Here is an 18742-nt window from a genome sequence, read left to right on the forward strand (position 1 = left end):
GACCACAAGGCCTACATTAATGACTGTGGAGACCCGCCCGCCCGGGCCTTGGCTCCGCAGCCGAAGGCTCCTCCGGTGGTCTCCGCGAACCGGCCTGGACATCCAGGCGATCTCGCGGAGGGTTCCATGTTCCGGACCATGCTTCTCCTGCTCCCGGCGCTCGTGCTCCAGGCTGAGGAGCCGGCCATCCCCAACTCGGTGGAAGTGCGCTCCGGCGTCTTCGTCCTGAAGGGACCGCCCAATCCGGCGACCTGCGTGGCCATGAAGAAGGAGCACATCACCCACGTCATCGACCTCCGCCGGGACGACGAGCCTGATCTGGACTGCGAGTCCGAATCCTCCCGCCTGCAGGATCTGGGCATCCACTACCTGCGGTACGCCATCAGCAAGACGCCCCCCGCCGCGGACTTCGATTTCCTGAGGTCGGTGCTGAGGGACATGCCCAAGGGCTCGAAGGTCGTCGTCCATTGCAGCAATGGCAACCGTGCCGCCGCGGCCGTCTGCCCGTGGCTGGTGCTGGATAAGGGCATGCCCGTGGCCGAGGCGATGCGGATCACCACCGAGGCCGGCATGAAGGCCCCCGAAACCCAGGAGGCCGTGCGGCGGTATCTGGCCCGTCAGGGCCGGACCTGAGCTGGTTCAGATCCTGGGCTCCTGGTACATCGCCTCGATCTGCTTGGCGTACATCTCATTGATGACGCGGCGCTTCACCTTCAGGGAAGGGGTGAGCTGACCGCCTTCGAGGGTCATCTCCTCGGAGAGGAGGGTCATCTTCTTGATGCGCTCGTAGTTCGAGAGGCGCTCGTTGATCCGCTCGACGCGGCTGCCGACCTTGGCGTACACCAGGGGGTTCTGGATGAGGTCGGCGTGGCTCTTGAAGGTGATCTTCTTGTAGCCGGCCCAGCGGACTAGGCTGTCGAAGTTCGGCACGATGAGGACGCTGATGAAGTTCCGCTTGTCGCCGATGAGCACGGCCTGGGAGATGTATTTGTCCACCTTGAGCATGTTCTCGATGGGCTGAGGCGCCACCTTCTTGCCGCCGCTGGTGACGATGAGCTCCTTCTTGCGGTCGGTGATGTAGAGGCGCCCCTGGTCGTCGAGGTGGCCGATGTCGCCTGTGTGGAAATAGCCGTCCGCGTCGATGGCCTCCCGCGTAGCGGCTTCGTTGTTCCAGTAGCCCACCATGATGTTCGGCCCCTGGCACAGGATCTCGCCGTCCTCCGCGATCTTCACGAAGGGACGCCCTTCCCAGTCCTGGTAGAGCGGCCTTCCCACGCAACCGGGAATCACGTCGCCCAGGCGGTTCACGGTGATGACGGGGCTGGTCTCGGTCAGCCCGTATCCTTCGAGGATGGGCAGTCCGATGATCCAGAAGAACTCCATGATCTTGCCGCCCAGGGGCGCGCCGCCGCTGATGGCGATCTTCAGGCGTCCGCCGGTGCGCTGGCGGATCTTCTCGAAGACCACGGCCTTGGCGGTGCGATACCACATGCCCTTCCAGGAAGGCGGTTCCTGGCCCTTCATCAGGTAGGGCACGGCCTGGCGGCCCGCCAGCATGGCCCAGTGGAAGATCAGGCGCTTGATGAAGCTGCCCGCCGACACCGTGTCGTAGATCTTCGCGAAGATCTTCTCGTAGATGCGCGGAACCGAAGCCATGAGGGTGGGGCGGACCTCGAGCATGTCGGCCGCCACGGTGGCGACGCTTTCGGCGTAGTAGATGGAGGCGCCGGCATGAAACCACAGGAAGTGGCCGGCCATGCGCTCGAAGATGTGGGTGAGGGGCAGGAAGCTCAGGGCCCGCTCGCCCTCCCCGATGTTGCTCACGGTAGCGCGGGAGGCGAGGACGTTGGACACCAGGTTGCCGTGGGTGAGCATGGCGCCCTTCGGATCGCCCGTGGTCCCCGAGGTGTAGATCAGGGTGAGGATGTCCGAAGGCTTCCGCTGCTCGCCCCATGCGCGGACCTCGGAGCGGCGGGCATCCATGGCCTCTCCTTCGCGCAGGAGGTCGGACCACAGGAACAGGGTGCGGCCCGTGTCCACGGGCAGCTCGCCGTCGATCAGGACCGCGGCCTCGAGGCGGGGAAGCTCGCCCCAGCGGCCCAGCACCTTGTCCAGCTGTTCGCGGGTGGAGCAGAGGGCCCAGCGGGCCTCGCTGTCCTTGAGGATGTAGGCGGCCTGTTCGGCGTTCAGGGTGGCGTAGATGGTGACGTCCGGGATGCCCTGGATGGCGCATGCGAAGTCCGCGATGGCCCACTCCGGGCGGTTCTCCGACATGAAGGCCACCCGGTCTCCGGCCTTGAGCCCATGGGCCGCCATGGCCAGCGCCAGCCGCTCGACCCGGGCCACCACCTCCGCATGGGAGATGGGCACGTAGACCCCGTTCTGCTTGGACGCCAAGGCATCCGGGAGGTTCCTCTCCGCCGCGGCATAGAAAAGCTGGGCAATGGTCTCTACTGGCTGCGCCACAATGACTCCAGACACTTGGGGATGTGTGGACATGGTAGCAGGGAAGGGCGCAGCACCACTGGGAGAGGGCATCCAGGCCTTCCACCTGGAACAGCGCGCCCGAGGCGTGTCGCCGCACACTGCTCGCGCCCAGACGGGTGATCTGGACAAGCTGCTGGACCACGCCGTCCGCTGCCAGTGGGATGGCTGGGAGGTGAGCCCGCGCACGGTGCGGGGCTTCGCGCTGGAGCTGGGGGACCGGGGGCTGGATGCCGCCAGCCAGGCCCGCATCCTCTCGACGGCCCGGACCTTCTTCCGCTGGCTGTGGGAGACCCGGCGCATCTCGAAGAACCCCGCCTCGGGCCTGCGGAATCCCAAGCAGCCCAAGCGGCTGCCCGCCTTCCTCACGGAGGGCGAGAGTCAGGCCCTGCTGGACCTTCCGCCCGCCGTGGACTTCCCCTCGGCGCGGCTGGCGTGCCTGCTGGAGCTGCTCTACGCCTCGGGCCTGCGCGTCTCCGAGCTGGTGGGCCTGGACCTGCAGGATCTGCTCATGGAGCAGCGGACGCTGCGGGTGCTGGGCAAGGGTCGCAAGGAGCGCCTGGTGCCCTACCACGCGCAGGCGGCAGCCACCCTGGATGCCTACCTGGGGTTAAGGTCCGCCTTCCTAGCGCAGAAGGAGCTGCCCCCGAGCCCGGCCCTCTTCCTCAACCAGCGGGGCGGCAGGCTCACGCCCACCAGCGTGCGGGCCCTGCTGCGGTCCGCCCTTGAGGCGGCGGCGGTGCGATCGCGGGTGAGTCCCCATGCTCTTCGGCACAGCTTCGCCACGCACCTGCTGAACCGCGGGATGGACCTGCGTGCCATCCAGGAACTGCTGGGCCACGCGAGCCTGAGCACCACCCAGCGCTACACTCATCTGGGCCTGGACGAGCTGGCCCGAACCTACGAAAAGGCCCACCCCCGGGCGAAAGGCTAGGAGTTCCACCATGACATTTGTCATTCCCGCCCCCACAGCACCGACGCTTCCGGTCGTGGATACCGACGGCCAGTTTCCCGTGCGCAGGGTCTACTGCGTGGGTCGGAACTACGCGGACCACGCGCGGGAGATGGGCGGGAATCCGGACCGGGAGCCTCCGTTCTTCTTCGGGAAACCGTCGGATACGGTGGTGCCGCGCGGCGGTGACATCACCTACCCGCCCCTCACCTCCAACCTGCATCACGAGGTGGAACTGGTGGTGGCTCTGGGCGGCGGCGGACGGGACATCCCCGCGGAGAAGGCCCTGGCTTGCGTCTACGGCTACGCCGTGGGCATCGACCTCACCCGCCGGGACCTCCAGGCCAGGTTCAAGGACAAGGGCCAGCCCTGGGAGATGGCCAAGGGCTTCGACCAGTCGGCGCCCGTGTCCGCGGTGATGCCGGCGGCGCGCTGCGGCCATCCGGCCACCGGAGCCATCTGGCTGGCCGTGGACGGCGCGGATCGCCAGCGGGGCGATCTCTCCCAGATGACCTGGAACGTGGCGGAGGTGATCGCCCACCTCTCCGCCTACGTGGCCCTGGCGCCCGGCGATCTCATCTTCACGGGCACGCCTTCGGGCGTGGGGGCGCTGGTGCGCGGGAACCGCGTGACCTGCGGCATCGACGGCATCGGCGACCTGGCGATCACCCTGATCTGATTTCGAATCAGGGTGCCGGCCGCACCTTCACGTGGGCGCCTTCGGAGAGCCCCCAGGCCTGCATCAGCTCCCGGGGAATGGCCACGTGCTTCTCGGCGAGCCCGGACATGAACTCCACCCGCTCCACGGCGGGCCCCTTGGGCCAGATGACTCTCAGGTTGCTGACACCGTGGCGGTAGGGGCCGAGCACGGTCCACCAGCCTTCCATGGCGGCGGGAAGGCCGAGGTGGTCGCCTTTCTTGAACAGGCCGGTCTTCAGCTCGGCGACGGTGACATGGGCGTCCGGCTCCAGCACTTCGAGGCGGCCGGCCTCCTTGAGCAGGGAGGCCGCCTGCAGCACGGTCACATCGTTCTGTCCCGTGGCGGCCATGATGTCCTGGAAGTCGCGGTAGCCGTCAAAGAAGGGCATGACCCGCCGATCCTCGGCGAACACCTTGATGCCCTCCAGGAGCTGGGGCGGACGCAGGGTGGGCCAGGGCACCGCCGTGAGCCTGGGGAAGATGCCATGCAGGCGCCGGCGGCTGTCCTGGAGACGCGCGGAGTCCATGAGCAGATCCGGCACCGTGCGGCGGATCGAGGCCGGGGTCTGGATCTGGGTGGCTAGGAACTCGAAGTGGCCGGACACCCATTCCAGGATCTCGAAGGCGGCTGTCTCGCCCCGCGCCGCCACGGTCTCGGCGTGGATCACCTCGCCACCGGAGAAGTAGAGCACGCCGCTGACCTTCCCCGAGGTGACCTGGAGCATGCCCGTCTTCCGGTTGGCGTGCAGGAGCTGCGCCACGTCGGTGAGGGAAATGCTCTCCAGGGTACCGCGGAGATTGCTCAAGGCCTGGCCTCCGCCATGGCGGCCAGCATCTCCTCCACGGACCGTTCCAGGCCCACGAGCACCGCCCGTCCGATGAGGCTGTGGCCGATGTTCAGTTCCTCGATCTCGGGGATCGCGGCGATGGGCCCCACGTTCTGGAGGGTCAGGCCGTGCCCGGCGAGGATGCGCAGGCCCAGCCGGCTGCCCAGACGAGCGGCGTCGCGGATCCGGCCCAGTTCCAGCGTCGGGTCGGAATCCATGGGCAGGTCGCTGTAGATCCCCGTGTTCAGCTCCACCGCGTCGGCCTCCAGCTTGGCGGCCATCTTCACCTGGTCCAGCACGGGATCCACGAACAGGCTCACATGGATCCCCGCGCTGTGGAGCTCCCGCATGACCGGGCGCAGCATGCCCTGGAGGAAAATGGCGTCCAGGCCTCCCTGGGTGGTGAGTTCCTCGCGGCTTTCGGGCACCAGCGTCATCCAGGAGGGCCGGAACGGGACCACCGCTTCCAGGGTCTCCGGTGTCGCGGCGCATTCCACGTTCAGGGGGATGGCGAGAACCTCCTTCAGGACGCGGAGGTCACGGTCCTGGATGTGGCGGCGATCGCTTCGGAGATGCACGGTGATGCCGTGGGCTCCGGCGCTCTGGGCCAGCAGAGCCGCTGCCACGGGTTCGGGTTCGTGGCCGCCGCGGGCCTGCCTGAGGGTGGCCACATGGTCGATATTCACGCCAAGCCTGAGGTTCAATGCGGGCTCCAGTAGCTGATGCCTCTTAGCTTACCCTCCAATCGGCTGCAGAAAGGCCGAGCGTGAATTTCAAAAAAAGGAGTTGAAACATTCAATTCGGAGACCATGCTTGTTTCATGGCAGACTCCCCGCTTCTCCCCACCCTGTTCCTCGCCCACGGATCACCCATGCTGGCCCTGGAAGGCGGCGCCTGGGGCAGGGCCGTGTCCGGCCTTGGCCTCCGGCTGCCGCCCTTGAGGGGCATTCTCGTCTGCTCCGCCCACTGGGAGGCGGCGGGGCCGATGCGGCTCTCCTCTTCGAAGAGGCCGGGCGTCATGCATGATTTCGGCGGCTTCGCGGAGGAACTCTACACCCTCGACTATCCAGCGCCGGGATCCCCCGAATTGGCCGCCGAGGCCGTCGGCCTCCTGAACGCCGCGGGCCTGGAGGCGGAGCTCGACGACCACCGTCCCCTGGATCACGGCGCCTGGGTGCCCCTGCGCTACCTGGCTCCCGGCGCGAAAGTTCCCGTGGTGCAGCTCTCGCTGCCTCGGCCCCGGACCCCGGAAGGGCTTCTGGCCGCGGGCCGGGCCCTGGCTCCCCTGCGGCGATCCGGCGTGCTGATCCTGGGCAGCGGGGGCGTGGTGCACAACCTGCGCCGCCTGGATTGGCAGGATGCTTCCGCCCCGCAGCCCTGGGGCCTGGCCTTCCAGGCCTGGGTGCGCGGCCGCCTGGAAACCGGGGATCTCGAGGCCCTCGCGGACTGGCGGAAGGCGCCCGGAGCGGCGGAATCCGTGCCCACCTCCGAGCATCTGGATCCCATGTTCGTGGCCGTTGGCGCGGCCCGGTCCACGCCCGAGCCGGTCTTCGAAGGCTGGCAGCTGGGAAGCCTCAGCCTGGAGAGCTACCTGTTCGCCTGAAGGCTGCGGCAGACCTCAGCCCATGGTCTTCCTGAAGCGCCCAGCGGCCAGCAGCAGCATGATGGTTCCGAGGGCGGTCAGGGCCAGCATCTGGGGCCAGAGCACTTCCAGACCCAGCCCCTTCAGGAACACGCCCCGGATGATCACGAGGTAGTACCGCAGGGGATTCAGGTAGGTGAGCAGCTGCACCACCTTGGGCATGTTGGCGATGGGATAGACGAAGCCCGAGAGCATGAAGGCCGGCAGCATGAAGAAGAACGCCGTCATCATGGCCTGCTGCTGGGTGGAGCTCACCGTGGAGATGAAGAGGCCCACGCCGAGGGTGCTCAGCAGGTACAAGCCCGTGCCGAGGAACAGGATCGGCGGGAAGCCGAGCATGGGAACGCGGAACCAGAAGACGGTGATGAGAGCGATGAGGGCGACGTCGGCGAAGCCGATGACCGCGAAGGGGATGGTCTTGCCCAGGATGAACTCCAGCCGCCCGATGGGCGTGACCATGATCTGCTCCATGGTGCCGACTTCCCGCTCACGCACGATGGACATGCTGGAGAGGATGATCGAGAGGACGGCCACGAGCATGGCCAGGACGCCGGGTACGAAGTAGTTTCGGCTGTCCAGGTTGGCGTTGAACCAGGCGCGGGTGGCCAGGGTGACGGGTTCAGCGTCCAGGCGCACGCCGGCCGACCGGGCGAAGCGCTGCTCCAGGAGCGACCGGTTGAAGTCGGCCGAGATCCTGGACGCATAGGTCAGCGCCACGCTGGCCGTGTTCGAGTCCGAGCCGTCGAGGAGGAACTGGGCCTGGGCGCTGTCGCCACCGGAAAGGGCCTCGGCGAAGCCCCGGTTGAGCCGCAGCACGGCCTTGGCCTCCCCCGAATCCAGGACCTTCTGGATCTCCGGTTCCGAAGTGATCCGCCGGACGACATCGAAGCATCCCGAGCCCTCGAAGCGGGCGATGAGGTCGCGGGTGGCGGGGGTGCGGTCCAGGTCATAGACGGCCATGGGCACGTGCCGCACGTCCGTGTTCACCGCGTAGCCGATGATGATGATCTGGGCCACGGGCATGACGAACAGGACGGCCCGCATCCTCGGATTCCTGAGGACCTGGATGAACTCCTTGACGAGCATGTGGTAGAGGCGTTCGAGCATGGGCGATTCCTAGGCCAGGCGCTTCTTGAAGCTGCGGATGGCGGAGAGGAGCATCAGCGTGCCGAAGGCGACCATCAACAGACACTCGGGCCACAGCTGCGCAAGCCCGGTCCCTTTGAGGTAGAGGCCCCGGAGGAAGGTCACGAAATAGCGGGCGGGGATGAGGTAGGTCACCACCTGAAGGGCCTTGGGCATGTTGGCGATGTCGAACATGAAGCCCGAGAGCAGGAAGGCCGGGAGGAAGGTGGCCACGAAGGCGAACTGGCTGGCCAGGAGCTGAGTCTTGGCCTTGGCGCTGATGAGGATGCCGAGGGCGAGCGCTCCCACCAGGTAGATCGCGGACACGGCGAACAGGAGAAGCAGGCTGCCCCGGATGGGCACCTCGAACAGGAAGCGGCCGGCCAGGACGGAGAGCAGCATGTCCACCATGCCGATGGCGAAGTAGGGCGCGAGCTTGCCCAGGATCAGCTCGCTTCCGCGGAGCGGCGTGGAGATGAGCTGCTCCATGGTGCCCGTCTCCCACTCCCGCGCCACCGTGAGCGAGGTGAGGAGCGCCGCGATGAGCATCATGATCACGGCGATGAGCCCCGGCACGATGAAGATCCGGGACTCCATGTCCGTATTGAACCAGGCGCGGAACCGGAGATCCAGCGGCAGGGCGGGGGGGCGTCCCGTGATGCGGCGGGTCTTCTCCACCAGGATTTCCTGGGAGTAGTTGCGTACGATGGCTTCGGCGTAGGAGATGGCCAGGGTTGTGGTGTTGGCGTCGCTGCCGTCGGTCAGCACCTGGACCTGGACCTTCCGGCCGGAGGCGACCCGCCGCCCGAACTCGACGGGGAGAACCACGGCCATCATCGTCCGCCCCCGGGCGAGGTCGCCCTCCACTTCCCCGTAGGAACCCGGTCGCGCCACGACGGAGAAGTAGCGCGATCCCTCGAAACGGGCCACCAGCTCCCGGCTCTGGGGCGTGCGGCTCTGGTCCCAGACCGCGAGGGGCACCCGGTCCAGGTCCATGGTCAGGGCGTACCCGAAGATCATCAGCATGATCATGGGCAGCACGATGGCGATACCGAGGGCGCGCGGATCCCGGAGGACGTGGATGAACTCCTTGCGTGCCACGGCGCCGAGACGGCGGAAGTTGAGGCCGCTCATGCCTTGAACTCCTTCTGCGCGCCGTCCGCGCGGTCGCGGGCCTCGATGAGGGACACGAAGACATCCTCCAGGGAGGGCGTGATGCGCTCCACGGTGCCCACCTGGAAGCCACTCTCTTCGAGGGCTTGACGGAGGCGGGGCGCGAGGGCCTCGGCGTCTTCCGCCATGAGGTGGATGTCCCGCCCGAACAGGGCCGCGTCCCGGACGCCCGCCACGGTCGCGGCCACGCCCAGGGCCTCGTGGGAGCGGTCGCAGGAGACGCGCAGCACCTGGTCGGCCATGAGGCCGCCCTTCATCTCGCCCGGCGTCCCCAGGGCCACGAGCTCGCCCCGGTAGATGAGGGCGAGGCGATCGCAGTACTCGGCCTCCTCCATGTAGTGGGTGGTGACGAAGACCGTGACCCCCTCGCTGGCCATCTGGTAGATGAGGTCCCAGAAGGATCGCCGGCTCAGGGGGTCCACGCCCGACGTGGGCTCGTCCAGGAAGAGGACCCGGGGTTCGTGGAGCAGGGCGCAGCCGAGGGACAGGCGCTGCTTCCAGCCGCCCGGCAGGAGGCCCGTCCGGGTGCGGCGGTGATCCTGAAGGTGGGCCATGTCCAGGACCCAGGCCTTCCGCTCGGCCTTCTTCCCCGCGGGCACCCGGTAGATGCCGCTGAAGAAGTCGATGTTCTCCTCCACGGTGAGGTCGTCGTACAGGCTGAACTTCTGGCTCATGTAGCCGATGCTGCGCTTGATCTCCTCGCGCTGTGTGCGGATGTCGAAACCCGCCACGGTGCCCTGGCCACCGGAGGGCTCCAGGAGACCGCAGAGCATGCGGATGGTGGTGGACTTGCCGGCACCATTGGGCCCCAGGAAGCCGAAGATCTCCCCCTGGCGCACGTCGAGGCTGACGCGGTTGACGGCCACGAAGTCTCCGAAGCGCCGCTCCAGGTCGCGCAGCGTGACGGCGAACGTGCCCAGTTCGGCGCTCATGCGGCACCGCTGGGCAGGGCCGAGGTGAAGATGTCCTCGAGGGTTGGCTCGATCACGTCCACGCTGTGGCAGGCGAGCCCCTCCGTGTGCAGGATCGCCTCCACGGTAGCGCGCCCGCGATCCGCATCTTCGGCCAGGACATGGATGCGGTCCCCGAAGAGGGCCACACTTCCGACCTGCCCGGCACGCAGGAGGACCGCGGCCCGCCGGGGAGACTCGCAACGGACCTCGAGGAGCGAGCCCTTCAGGAGACCCTTCACGCCGTCCACGGTGTCGCAGGCCATGAGTCGGCCCTGGTGGAGCAGGCCGATGCGGTTGCAGCGCTCCGCCTCGTCCAGGTAGGCCGTGGAGACGAAGATGGTCACGCGCTCCTGCTGGAGCTGGTAGAGAATTCGCCAGAAGTCGCGGCGGGAGACCGGGTCCACACCGTTCGTCGGTTCGTCCAGGAAGAGCACCCTGGGTGTGTGGATGAGGGCGCAGGCGAGCCCGAGCTTCTGCTTCATGCCCCCGGAGAGGTTTCCCGCCAGGCGCCGCCGGAAGGGGGTGAGGTTGCTGAAGGCCAGGAGCCGCTCGAGGCGCTCGCTCCGGCCGGCCTTGGGGACTTCATAGAGATCGGCGTAGAAGTCGATGTTCTCCTGCACCGTCAGGTCCGGGTACAGGCCGAAGCGCTGGGCCATGTAGCCGATGCGGTCCTTGATGGCCTCGGCATCCCGGACTGCGTGCAGCCCGTCGACCCAGGCCTCGCCCGAGCTGGGCTCGAGGATCCCGGTCAGCAGGCGCATGGTGGTGGTCTTGCCCGCGCCATCCGGTCCGACTAGCCCGAAGATCTCCCCCTCCTCCACGGCCAGGCTCAGCTGGTCGAGGGCCACGAGGTCCCCGAATCGGCGCGTGAGCGCCTGGGTCCGGACGGTCTCCATCACCGGCCGTCCAGGGCGATCTCGGCGTCCACGGGCATGCCGGGCTTGAGCTCCATCGCCGGGTTGGGGATGTCGATCTTGATGCGGTAGACCAGCTTCGTGCGCTCCTTGCGGGTCTGGACGGTCTTGGGCGTGAACTCGGCTTCGGAGGCGATGAAGGCCACCCGACCCTCGTAGCGCTTCCCGGGGAAGGAGTCGGACGTGACGAACGCCTTCTGGCCCACCTTCACGCGGCCCAGGTCGGTCTCCTCCACGTAGGCGCGCAGCCAGACCTGCCCCAGGTCCGCCATGGTCACCACGGCGGTACCCGGTGAGACGTATTCCATGGGTTCGACGTTCTTGGAGAGAATCACGCCCGCGCTCGGGGCGGTGAGGGTGGCGTAGCCCAGCTGGGTCTGGGCCAGCGCCAGGGCCTGCTGGGCCTGGTCGTAGCGGGCGCGGGCCTGGTCGATGTCTTCCTTCCGGGGGCCCTTCCGGACGAGGGTGTACTGCTGGTCGGCCTGCTGGACCTTGCCCCGGGCGGCCTCGAGGGCGGCCCGACTGGCCTCGTAGTCACGCACCGAGAGGATGCCTTTCTGCTGGAGGTCGCGGATGCGCGCCTCGTCGGGCTCCAGCCTCTTGAGATCCGCCTGGGCCTGCTCCAGGGCGGCCTTGGACGCGGCGATCTCCTCCTTGCGGGATCCGGCCAGCAGCGCGTCCAGGGCCGCCCTGGTCGTGGCCGCATCCGCCCGGCGCATGGCCACCTGCTGCTCCAGGTCCCGGGCGTCGAGCCGGGCCAGCAGCTGGCCGGCCTGAACCATCTGGCCTTCATCCACGGGGCGCTCGATCACCTTCCCCGCCACCCGGAAGCTGGCCTCCACCTGGATGACTTCGATGTTTCCCGAGAGCTTGAGGCGGCTCTCAGGATGGTTCCCGCAGCCGGTGGCCAGGAAGGCCGCTCCGCCGAGGAGAACCATCATGGCGATGGGAAGATGCCGGTCTGTCGGTCTCATGGACGGGTCTCCTTGATGGCGATGGGGTCTGCCGCAAGCTCGGGCAGGGGCGGCATGGGGGCGAGCGGGTCCCGGGAGATGCCCCGCCAATACAGGTCGAACCAGACGTGCAGTCCGGTCTCCACGGCTTGTTCACGGGGCAGCCCCATGAGGCGGGGAAGCACGGTGGGAAGCAGGTCGAGGATCTCGAGGTGCATCCTCGCGAAAAAGAAGGTGCCCAGCAGGGTATGGAGGTCCGCCCGCAGGTCCCCCCGCGCGATGCCCTGGTCGAGGATGCCCCGGATGGCCATCACGATGGGACGGATCCGCACCTCGATGAGGTCGGAGAGCCCTTCGGCGCCACGCACGATCTCCCCCCGGATGAGGGACCGGATCGCCGGGTCGGCCTTGAGGTGCCGGTGGTAGATCCGGACGACCTCCCAGAGCCTGAGGGCCGTGGAGCGCGGATCCCCCGGCTCTGCCACCACCTCGAGCTCCTGGAGGATGGGGGGGAAGCGACGGGCCAGCAGGGCGGTGAACATGGCCTCCTTGCTGTCGAAGTGGTAGTAGATCAGGGCCGGATCGCAACCGGCCTGCTTGGCGATGGCCCGCAGGCTGGCTGCCCGGAGGCCGTCCCGGGCGAAGACCTCCTGAGCCGCATCCAGGATCCGGTCCGGGTCCATCCGGATGGGTTTGGGTCCGCGGGGGCGAGGGGCATGGGGCATGGGGATCCAATTCAACGAATGTTGAATCATGCGATCCGCGGTCAGGATCTGGCAAGACTTATTTCATCGAATGTGGAAATCAGGATGGTACATGATCAAGCCCCCAGGGGACCCGGGGGCTTGAACGTGAGCTCTGGTAGCTATTCGCCGGAGATGGGAACCACCGTGGTGTCCTCGATGGTGATGATCTCGGGCTCCTCGAAGGCGATGCGGTTCTCTTCGACCTCGGCCATGGCCACCTGGCCCCAGAACGACGCGAGCTTGGGAGCGTCCTGGGCCTGACCGTGCTTGTTCACGGGCACGACCACCTCGACCTTGGGGAAGGCGCCGCGCTGGAGCTGGTCGCAGCGCTTGCCCGCTACGACGACGAAGCGGTACTTGTTACCGATTTCTTCCGGGACACGGACGATGGTGCGCTGGGTCATGGGCCACTCCGAACCAGGAAGCATAACACCTGTGGCGCCATGGATCAACGAGCGTGGAGTAGCATGGAGCGTTCCAGGAGCCCCGATGCAGATCATCCTCGGCATCCCGGGCGGCATCGCCGCCTACAAGTCCGCTGATCTGGCGCGGTTGCTGACCAACCAGGGTCACCGGGTCCGCTGCATCCTCACCGAGGCCGGCGCCCGGTTCATCACGCCGCTGACCCTCAGCAGCCTCACGGGCGAGCCCTGCTATGGGGCGAACCCCGACCAGGGCGAGTGGCGCGCCAATCCGATCATCGAGCACATCGAGCTGGCCCGCTGGGCGGACATCGTGGCCGTGGTGCCGGCCACGGCCGACCTCATCGGAAAGACGGCCAACGGACTGGCCTCGGATCTGCTCAGCACGGTGCTGCTGGCCACGAGGGCGCCCGTCCTCTGGGCCCCGGCCATGAACACGGGCATGTGGTCCCACCCCGCCGTCCAGGCCAACCTCTCCCGCCTGCGCTCCTTCGGCCACGCGGTCGTGGACCCGGACGATGGCCTCCTGGCCTGCGGCGAAGAGGGATCGGGCAAGCTCGCCCAGGTGGACGCCATCGCGGAAGCCATCCTGATGCACGGCGCTGCCAAGCTCAGCAGCCTGAACGGGAAGAGAGTCCTCATCACCGCCGGGCCGACCCGCGAAGATCTGGATCCGGTGCGAACCCTGACCAACCGCAGCACCGGCGCCATGGGGATCGAGCTGGCCAGGGCCTTCCGCGATGCGGGCGCGCAGGTCCAGCTGGTGCTGGGCGGGGATCTGCCGGCGCCCTGGGGGGTGGAGACGGCCCGCGTCCGCAGTGCGCAGGACATGCTGGAGGCCTGCCAGGCTCGCTGGCCCGAGGCGGATGGGCTGGTGGGGGCCGCGGCGGTGGCCGATCAACGCCCGGAGACCTTCGCGCCCGAAAAGGTGAAGAAGGGGGATGGGCCTGAAAACCTGGTCCTGGTCCGCACGCCGGACATCCTGGCCACCCTGTCGGCCACCCGGCGGCCCGGCCAGTGGATCCTCGGGTTCGCCGCCGAGAGCGAAAACCACCTCTCCCATGCCGCGGCCAAACTGCAGAAGAAGCAGTTGGATGGTGTGCTGGTGAACGATGTCCAGGGAGGGCGGGCCTTCGGGGATCAGGTCAACACCCTGACCCCCGTCACCACCCAGGGCCCCCAGGCGCCCCTCGGTCCCCTGTCCAAGGATGCCTTGGCCCGGGCCGTGGTGCAGTGGTGGGGCCTCCAGATCGAGGGCCGGGGAACCGTTCAATCGGCCTGACCTGGTCCTCCCTCAGAGGGCCGGATCCATCCAGGGAAGCACCTCGCTGGGCCGTCCGGCGACCTCGCCCAGCCGTACAGCCACAATCACGATCCATCCAGGGGGCCGGTGGAGGGATCTCAAATCCATGGTCAGCGCTTCGCCAGGTCCGGGCAGGTCCGGGCGCCGGCGCTCCAGCACCACCTCGCCCCGGTTGAAGACCTCTTCGGCGGTGGGCTTGGTCAGGCCGAGGGGCAGGTAGATCACCCGCAAGGACTCCACGCCCGCCAGCGGAACGCCGTTCACGTCGGCGGAAGGCAGCACCAGCCGGATCTTCCGGAGCCCCTCCAGGCGCACCTCCATGGCCTGGGCCGAGGCCCGCGGTCTGGGAACGGGATCGCCCTTGCGTCCGCACCGGACTGTCAGGAGTCCGAGCGTGATGGCAAGCAGCGGGTTTGCTAGTCTGAAGAATCGCATCGCCCACCATCATGCCCGAAGACGAGGCCCATCCATGCCCGTGACCAAGATCCTCATTGCCAACAGAGGGGACGATGACCCCTCCGCGATCGAGCGGAGCGAGGGAGCGAGAGCGGAGCGATCGGGGTCAGGTCCCCGCGCAGGCCTGCGATTCGATTCCAATAAGCGAGGTTGAGCCGATGTCCGTGACCAAGATCCTGATTGCGAACCGCGGGGAAATCGCCGTGAGAGTGATCCGCACCTGCCGCGAGATGGGCATTCCCACGGTGGCCGTGTATTCCGAAGCCGACCGGGGCGCCCTGCACGTGCGCATGGCGGATGAGGCCTACTTCATCGGCCCCGCCGCGGCCCGGGAGAGCTACCTAGTGCTGGAGAAGATCCTGGACGTCTGCAGGCGCAGCGGCGCCGACGCGGTGCATCCGGGCTACGGGTTCCTGTCCGAGAACGCCGAGGCTGCCCGGGCCTTCGAGGCCGCCGGCATCACCTTCATCGGGCCCCGCCCCGAGTGCATCGTGAGCATGGGCTCCAAGACCGCTGCCCGCGAGGTGGCCATCGCCGCGGGCTGCCCCGTGGTGCCAGGCATCCAGGAGACCATGGCTGACGAGGAACTACTCGCCGCGGCCCAGAAGATCGGCTTCCCGGTGATGCTCAAGGCCGCCATGGGCGGCGGGGGCAAGGGCATGCGCCTGGTCCACAAGCCCGAGGAGTTCGCCAGCTCCCTGGCCCGGGCCCGGGGCGAGGCGCTATCCAGCTTCGGCGACGACAGCGTGTACGTGGAGAAGGCCATCGTCCAGCCGCGGCACATCGAGATCCAGGTGTTCTCGGACAAGCACGGCAACCACGTCTACCTGCACGAGCGGGAATGTTCCGTGCAGCGCCGCCACCAGAAGGTCATCGAGGAGGCGCCCAGTCCCCATGTGACGCCGGAGATGCGCAAGGCCATGGGCGAGGCGGCCCTGAAAGTGGCCCGGGCCGTGAACTACGTGGGCGCCGGCACCGTGGAGTTCCTGGCGGACGCCGACCGCAACTTCTACTTCCTGGAGATGAACACCCGCCTCCAGGTGGAGCATCCGGTCACGGAATGGATCACGGGCCTCGACCTGGTGAAGTGGCAGATCCTCGTGGCCCGGGGTGAGAAGCTGCCCATGACCCAGGAGGAGATCCCCCTCAACGGATGGGCTATCGAGTGCCGCGTCTACGCGGAGGATCCCGACAAGAACTTCATGCCGAGCCCCGGGAGGATCACCTTCCTGCGCACTCCCAGCGGCCGCAACGTGCGCGACGACGGGGGCGTGTACGAGGGCGCCGAGGTGCCCATGTTCTACGACCCCATGATCAGCAAGCTGAGCACCTGGGGCCCCACGCGCCTGGAGGCCATCGAGCGCATGCGGGCGGCCCTGGGCGAGTACCGCATCGGCGGCATCCGCCACAACATCGCCTTCCACGAGACCCTCATGGAGCACGAGCCGTTCCGGCAGGGCGCCCTGCACACCGGGATGCTCGACAAGCCCTTCTGGAAGCGGAAGGGGCAGGGGCCCGACCTGAAGTTCGCCGTGGCGGCCGCCCTGCTCCAGGAACTTGAAACCGAGCAACGCCGCGCGGCCCAGCCCGCCGCCTGCGCCGACGGGAAACCCGACGCCTGGAAGCATTGGGGCCGGTTCAACCGGTTGTAGGGAGGATGAGATGAAACGCACCCTTCACATCGGCAAGGACTCCCACGACGTGGAACTCATCCACCAGGACGGCGCCACCACGCTGGTCTGGGAAGGCCAGAGCCATCCCATCGACATCATCGAGCTCGAGCCCGGCTGCTACTCAATCATCCTGGAAGGCCGCTCCGTGGAGGTCCGCCTGGACCATGCCAAAGCGCCGGACCCGGACACCCACGCCTATCGGGCCATGCTCTACGACGGGGCCTACGAGTTCGCGCTCGTGGATCCCCGGCGGGCCCTCCTGTCCGGCAGCGGCGGCGCAGGGGCCGCGGGTGGCCTGCTGGTAGCCCCCATGCCCGGCAAGATCGTGAAGCTTCTCGTAAACCCGGGTGATCTCGTTCAGGAAGGCCAGACCCTCCTCGTCATGGAAGCGATGAAGATGCAGAACGAGCTGAAGGCCAGCACAAGCGGGACCGTCGCGACGGTTCATGTGCAGGAGGGCGCCACCGTGGAGACGGGAGCATCGCTCATCACCGTGGCGCCGGAGGGGTGACAGCGGGGCTCGCCCCGTCCAGGGTCATAACCGAGAACACGAGGCCGTGAGGCCGGTCTTCACCTTGGGGCCTACCCCGGGGTGACAAGGGCGGCCGATTCGGCCTGCCTGCTTGAGCCTTAAGGCATATTTGGCCGACCGGCTCGCTAGGGACAAGTGCCTGGAAACGGTTATTTCATATCGTGATGTGATACGTCAATGGTGGTCCGAACACCTATAAAAATGGATCTAGGTTCTTTTTTTGTTGATGTAAAGGAGACTTCAAGACTAGGTTTATGGCGTGATGCGAATCACCATTAGCGGAGGTAGCATGAAAAAAACGCTCCTTTTCTTGCTGGCTGGGTCGGCAATCACCTTGTCGGCCCAAGAGGGTCAGGCCTGGGTCATGGGCCACCTGGGCCAGACGATCTTCGAGAATGACGCCAACCTCAAGGACAAGATGCACTACGGGCTTGGCGTGGGCCACTGGTACACCAACCGGTGGGGCCTCGACCTTCGGGCGCTCCAGAATGACCTGCAGCCGGACCCGAACCCCTTCGGCATCGGTTCGGCCAAGCAGACCCACCTGCTGGCCTCGGGCCTCTTCAACTTCCGTCCCGGCGCGGAGAACTGGTATCCCTACGCGGCCCTGGGCATCGGCGGAACCAACGTCGAATCTCCCTACTCCGGCAAGGGTGAAGCCACGACCCGCTTCAACTATCACGGCGGCCTCGGCGTGATGGGCAAGCTGGCCGAGCACTTCATGATGGATATCAGCGCCAAGGCGGTTCGCGTGGAGCTGCCCAAGTCCCGCACCGAGTACCTGGCGACCCTGGGCCTCGGCTACACCTGGGGCGGCGCCAAGAAGGCCGCTCCCGTGCCGCCTCCGCCCCCCCCGCCGCCGGCGCCCGAACCGAAGCCCGAGCCCAAGCCTGAACCCGTGGCCCCTCCGCCGCCGCCACCAGCTCCCGAGCCGCCCAAGGAAGTGGTCAAGCCCGTGCCGCCTCCGCCGGCCAAGATCGTCCTCGACGAGGCCGTGCTGCACTTCGCCAACGGCAAGGCCGACCTGGGCCCTGACGCCACCGCCGCCATCCGCAAGGTGGCCGACAGCCTGAAGGCCTATCCGGGCGACTACACCCTGGAAGTCAGCGGGCACACCTCCTCCACGGGCAGCAAGGCCGTGAACAAGGCCCTGGCCAAGCGCCGGGCCGACGCCGTGGCCAAGGTCCTGGTGGATTCCGGCATCCCTGCCGCCAAGGTCACCACCGTGGGCGTGGGCCCCGACAAGCCCATCGCCGACAACAAGACCAAGGAAGGCCAGGCCAAGAACCGCCGCGTCGAGATCGACGTGAAGGTGAAGGGCGCCAAGGCCGAGGTCCGTCAGATCACCACGGAGACCGTGGAGTCCGCCCCTAAGAAGTAGCCGTTGAAGGGCGGGGGCCTTGGGGCCCCCGCCCCTTTTTGTCTTGGAGGAACGCGATGTCCCTGAAAGACGAATTCAAGGCCTTCATCATGAAGGGGAACGTGGTCGACCTGGCCATCGCCGTGGTCGTGGGCGGTGCCTTCGGCAAGATCGTCACCGCCTTCGTGGACGGACTGGTCATGCCCCTGGTGAGCTATGTACTGCCCGCCAACATCAAATGGGAGGAGTGGATCCTCGGCAAGTTCCGCATCGGATCGGTGCTCGGCGCCACCATCAACTTCCTGATCATCGCCCTGGTGGTCTTCCTCGTCCTGGTCAAGTTCCTGGGCAAGTTCATGAAGAAGGAGGAGGCCCCGGCCGCTCCCACCACCAAGGAATGCCCGGCCTGCCTGGAGCAGGTGCCCCTCAAGGCCACCCGCTGCAAGCACTGCACCAGCCAGCTCTGACCGATCGCCACCCAGCCATTCCAAAGGGCCCGGTTTCCGGGCCCTTTCCCTTGTAACCGCA

20 protein-coding genes are annotated in these 18742 nt (G+C 67.3%); 9 read left to right on the plus strand and 11 right to left on the minus strand.

Going from position 1 to position 18742, the window contains the following annotated elements:
- The first annotated feature begins 126 nt into the window (after nt 1-126).
- Nucleotides 127-633, plus strand: a complete 507-nt coding sequence (locus MLG87_RS01625; protein WP_243293482.1) for a protein-tyrosine phosphatase family protein — start codon at nt 127-129, stop codon at nt 631-633.
- Between the two features lie 6 nt (nt 634-639).
- Here MLG87_RS01625 and MLG87_RS01630 read toward each other — a convergent pair whose 3' ends face one another.
- Complete coding sequence (locus MLG87_RS01630; protein ID WP_243293483.1) at nt 640-2466, minus strand: AMP-dependent synthetase/ligase; 1827 nt, start codon at nt 2464-2466, stop codon at nt 640-642.
- Between the two features lie 31 nt (nt 2467-2497).
- Here MLG87_RS01630 and MLG87_RS01635 point away from each other — a divergent pair, with 31 nt between their 5' ends.
- Nucleotides 2498-3418 carry a tyrosine-type recombinase/integrase gene (locus tag MLG87_RS01635; RefSeq protein ID WP_243293484.1) on the plus strand — a complete coding sequence of 307 codons (921 nt, stop codon included), beginning with the start codon at nt 2498-2500 and terminating at the stop codon, nt 3416-3418.
- 10 nt (nt 3419-3428) lie between these two features.
- Entirely contained in the window at nt 3429-4115 is a 687-nt protein-coding gene (locus MLG87_RS01640; protein ID WP_243293485.1) for a fumarylacetoacetate hydrolase family protein, read from the plus strand.
- Nucleotides 4116-4122: 7 nt separating this feature from the next.
- Here the strand turns inward: MLG87_RS01640 and MLG87_RS01645 are convergent, their stop codons facing one another.
- Both MLG87_RS01645 and MLG87_RS01650 read right to left on the minus strand, forming a co-directional pair.
- Nucleotides 4123-4941 carry a DUF4388 domain-containing protein gene (locus tag MLG87_RS01645; RefSeq protein ID WP_243293486.1) on the minus strand — a complete coding sequence of 273 codons (819 nt, stop codon included), beginning with the start codon at nt 4939-4941 and terminating at the stop codon, nt 4123-4125.
- A complete protein-coding gene (locus tag MLG87_RS01650) occupies nt 4938-5666 on the minus strand; it encodes a pyridoxine 5'-phosphate synthase (RefSeq protein WP_243293487.1) in 729 nt (242 codons plus the stop codon). The genes MLG87_RS01645 and MLG87_RS01650 overlap by 4 nt, the downstream gene beginning before the upstream one ends.
- 116 nt (nt 5667-5782) lie before the next feature.
- Between MLG87_RS01650 and MLG87_RS01655 the strand changes: the two genes are divergently transcribed.
- Nucleotides 5783-6565, plus strand: coding sequence for a DODA-type extradiol aromatic ring-opening family dioxygenase (locus MLG87_RS01655; protein WP_243293488.1), 783 nt, complete (start codon nt 5783-5785; stop codon nt 6563-6565).
- A gap of 15 nt (nt 6566-6580) precedes the next feature.
- Here MLG87_RS01655 and MLG87_RS01660 read toward each other — a convergent pair whose 3' ends face one another.
- The 7 genes from MLG87_RS01660 to MLG87_RS01690 all read right to left on the minus strand — a co-directional run bounded on the left by MLG87_RS01660 (nt 6581) and on the right by MLG87_RS01690 (nt 12872).
- Nucleotides 6581-7711, minus strand: a complete 1131-nt coding sequence (locus tag MLG87_RS01660) for an ABC transporter permease (RefSeq protein ID WP_243293489.1) — start codon at nt 7709-7711, stop codon at nt 6581-6583.
- Nucleotides 7712-7720: 9 nt separating this feature from the next.
- Nucleotides 7721-8863 carry an ABC transporter permease gene (locus MLG87_RS01665; RefSeq protein WP_243293490.1) on the minus strand — a complete coding sequence of 381 codons (1143 nt, stop codon included), beginning with the start codon at nt 8861-8863 and terminating at the stop codon, nt 7721-7723.
- A complete protein-coding gene (locus tag MLG87_RS01670) occupies nt 8860-9834 on the minus strand; it encodes an ABC transporter ATP-binding protein (protein WP_243293491.1) in 975 nt (324 codons plus the stop codon). The genes MLG87_RS01665 and MLG87_RS01670 overlap by 4 nt, the downstream gene beginning before the upstream one ends.
- On the minus strand, nt 9831-10751 hold the full coding sequence (locus MLG87_RS01675; protein ID WP_243294552.1) for an ABC transporter ATP-binding protein: 921 nt from the start codon (nt 10749-10751) through the stop codon (nt 9831-9833). The genes MLG87_RS01670 and MLG87_RS01675 overlap by 4 nt, the downstream gene beginning before the upstream one ends.
- Nucleotides 10751-11743: an HlyD family secretion protein gene (locus MLG87_RS01680; protein ID WP_243293492.1), complete on the minus strand. Its 993-nt coding sequence runs from the start codon at nt 11741-11743 to the stop codon at nt 10751-10753. The genes MLG87_RS01675 and MLG87_RS01680 overlap by 1 nt, the downstream gene beginning before the upstream one ends.
- Nucleotides 11740-12447: a TetR/AcrR family transcriptional regulator gene (locus tag MLG87_RS01685; protein WP_243293493.1), complete on the minus strand. Its 708-nt coding sequence runs from the start codon at nt 12445-12447 to the stop codon at nt 11740-11742. The genes MLG87_RS01680 and MLG87_RS01685 overlap by 4 nt, the downstream gene beginning before the upstream one ends.
- 140 nt (nt 12448-12587) lie before the next feature.
- Complete coding sequence (locus tag MLG87_RS01690; protein WP_243286391.1) at nt 12588-12872, minus strand: DNA-directed RNA polymerase subunit omega; 285 nt, start codon at nt 12870-12872, stop codon at nt 12588-12590.
- A gap of 85 nt (nt 12873-12957) precedes the next feature.
- Here MLG87_RS01690 and coaBC point away from each other — a divergent pair, with 85 nt between their 5' ends.
- Nucleotides 12958-14172, plus strand: a complete 1215-nt coding sequence (coaBC, locus tag MLG87_RS01695) for a bifunctional phosphopantothenoylcysteine decarboxylase/phosphopantothenate--cysteine ligase CoaBC (RefSeq protein ID WP_243293494.1) — start codon at nt 12958-12960, stop codon at nt 14170-14172.
- Nucleotides 14173-14184: 12 nt separating this feature from the next.
- On the opposite strand, the gene MLG87_RS01700 is transcribed toward coaBC, so the two are convergent.
- Nucleotides 14185-14628, minus strand: a complete 444-nt coding sequence (locus MLG87_RS01700) for a hypothetical protein (protein WP_243293495.1) — start codon at nt 14626-14628, stop codon at nt 14185-14187.
- Between the two features lie 179 nt (nt 14629-14807).
- Between MLG87_RS01700 and accC the strand changes: the two genes are divergently transcribed.
- From accC to mscL, 4 genes are all read left to right on the plus strand, one after another.
- Nucleotides 14808-16301 carry an acetyl-CoA carboxylase biotin carboxylase subunit gene (accC, locus tag MLG87_RS01705; protein ID WP_279341035.1) on the plus strand — a complete coding sequence of 498 codons (1494 nt, stop codon included), beginning with the start codon at nt 14808-14810 and terminating at the stop codon, nt 16299-16301.
- 10 nt (nt 16302-16311) lie between these two features.
- The gene (locus MLG87_RS01710) at nt 16312-16833 is read left to right on the plus strand and encodes an acyl-CoA carboxylase biotin carboxyl carrier protein subunit (RefSeq protein ID WP_243293497.1); all 522 of its coding nucleotides are present in this window, start codon (nt 16312-16314) and stop codon (nt 16831-16833) included.
- Between the two features lie 310 nt (nt 16834-17143).
- A complete protein-coding gene (locus MLG87_RS01715; RefSeq protein WP_279341036.1) occupies nt 17144-18235 on the plus strand; it encodes an OmpA family protein in 1092 nt (363 codons plus the stop codon).
- 56 nt (nt 18236-18291) lie between these two features.
- Nucleotides 18292-18681, plus strand: coding sequence for a large conductance mechanosensitive channel protein MscL (mscL, locus tag MLG87_RS01720; RefSeq protein ID WP_243293499.1), 390 nt, complete (start codon nt 18292-18294; stop codon nt 18679-18681).
- The last annotated feature ends 61 nt before the right edge of the window (nt 18682-18742 follow it).

It is taken from the genome of Geothrix mesophila (assembly GCF_022808835.1).
GTDB lineage: Bacteria > Acidobacteriota > Holophagae > Holophagales > Holophagaceae > Geothrix > Geothrix paludis.

Excerpts from the sequence above, each read along its gene's own strand:
- MLG87_RS01685 (WP_243293493.1), bottom strand. The coding sequence starts at position 12,447 with ATGCCCCATGCCCCTCGCCCCCGCGGACCCAAACCCATCCGGATGGAC.
- MLG87_RS01660 (WP_243293489.1), bottom strand. The coding sequence starts at position 7,711 with ATGCTCGAACGCCTCTACCACATGCTCGTCAAGGAGTTCATCCAGGTC.
- MLG87_RS01640 (WP_243293485.1), top strand. The coding sequence starts at position 3,429 with ATGACATTTGTCATTCCCGCCCCCACAGCACCGACGCTTCCGGTCGTG.
- MLG87_RS01635 (WP_243293484.1), top strand. The coding sequence starts at position 2,498 with ATGGTAGCAGGGAAGGGCGCAGCACCACTGGGAGAGGGCATCCAGGCC.
- mscL (WP_243293499.1), top strand. The coding sequence starts at position 18,292 with ATGTCCCTGAAAGACGAATTCAAGGCCTTCATCATGAAGGGGAACGTG.
- MLG87_RS01655 (WP_243293488.1), top strand. The coding sequence starts at position 5,783 with ATGGCAGACTCCCCGCTTCTCCCCACCCTGTTCCTCGCCCACGGATCA.
- coaBC (WP_243293494.1), top strand. The coding sequence starts at position 12,958 with ATGCAGATCATCCTCGGCATCCCGGGCGGCATCGCCGCCTACAAGTCC.
- MLG87_RS01675 (WP_243294552.1), bottom strand. The coding sequence starts at position 10,751 with ATGGAGACCGTCCGGACCCAGGCGCTCACGCGCCGATTCGGGGACCTC.
- accC (WP_279341035.1), top strand. The coding sequence starts at position 14,808 with ATGTCCGTGACCAAGATCCTGATTGCGAACCGCGGGGAAATCGCCGTG.
- MLG87_RS01690 (WP_243286391.1), bottom strand. The coding sequence starts at position 12,872 with ATGACCCAGCGCACCATCGTCCGTGTCCCGGAAGAAATCGGTAACAAG.
- MLG87_RS01710 (WP_243293497.1), top strand. The coding sequence starts at position 16,312 with ATGAAACGCACCCTTCACATCGGCAAGGACTCCCACGACGTGGAACTC.
- MLG87_RS01665 (WP_243293490.1), bottom strand. The coding sequence starts at position 8,863 with ATGAGCGGCCTCAACTTCCGCCGTCTCGGCGCCGTGGCACGCAAGGAG.
- MLG87_RS01700 (WP_243293495.1), bottom strand. The coding sequence starts at position 14,628 with ATGCGATTCTTCAGACTAGCAAACCCGCTGCTTGCCATCACGCTCGGA.
- MLG87_RS01680 (WP_243293492.1), bottom strand. The coding sequence starts at position 11,743 with ATGAGACCGACAGACCGGCATCTTCCCATCGCCATGATGGTTCTCCTC.
- MLG87_RS01715 (WP_279341036.1), top strand. The coding sequence starts at position 17,144 with ATGAAAAAAACGCTCCTTTTCTTGCTGGCTGGGTCGGCAATCACCTTG.
- MLG87_RS01625 (WP_243293482.1), top strand. The coding sequence starts at position 127 with ATGTTCCGGACCATGCTTCTCCTGCTCCCGGCGCTCGTGCTCCAGGCT.
- MLG87_RS01670 (WP_243293491.1), bottom strand. The coding sequence starts at position 9,834 with ATGAGCGCCGAACTGGGCACGTTCGCCGTCACGCTGCGCGACCTGGAG.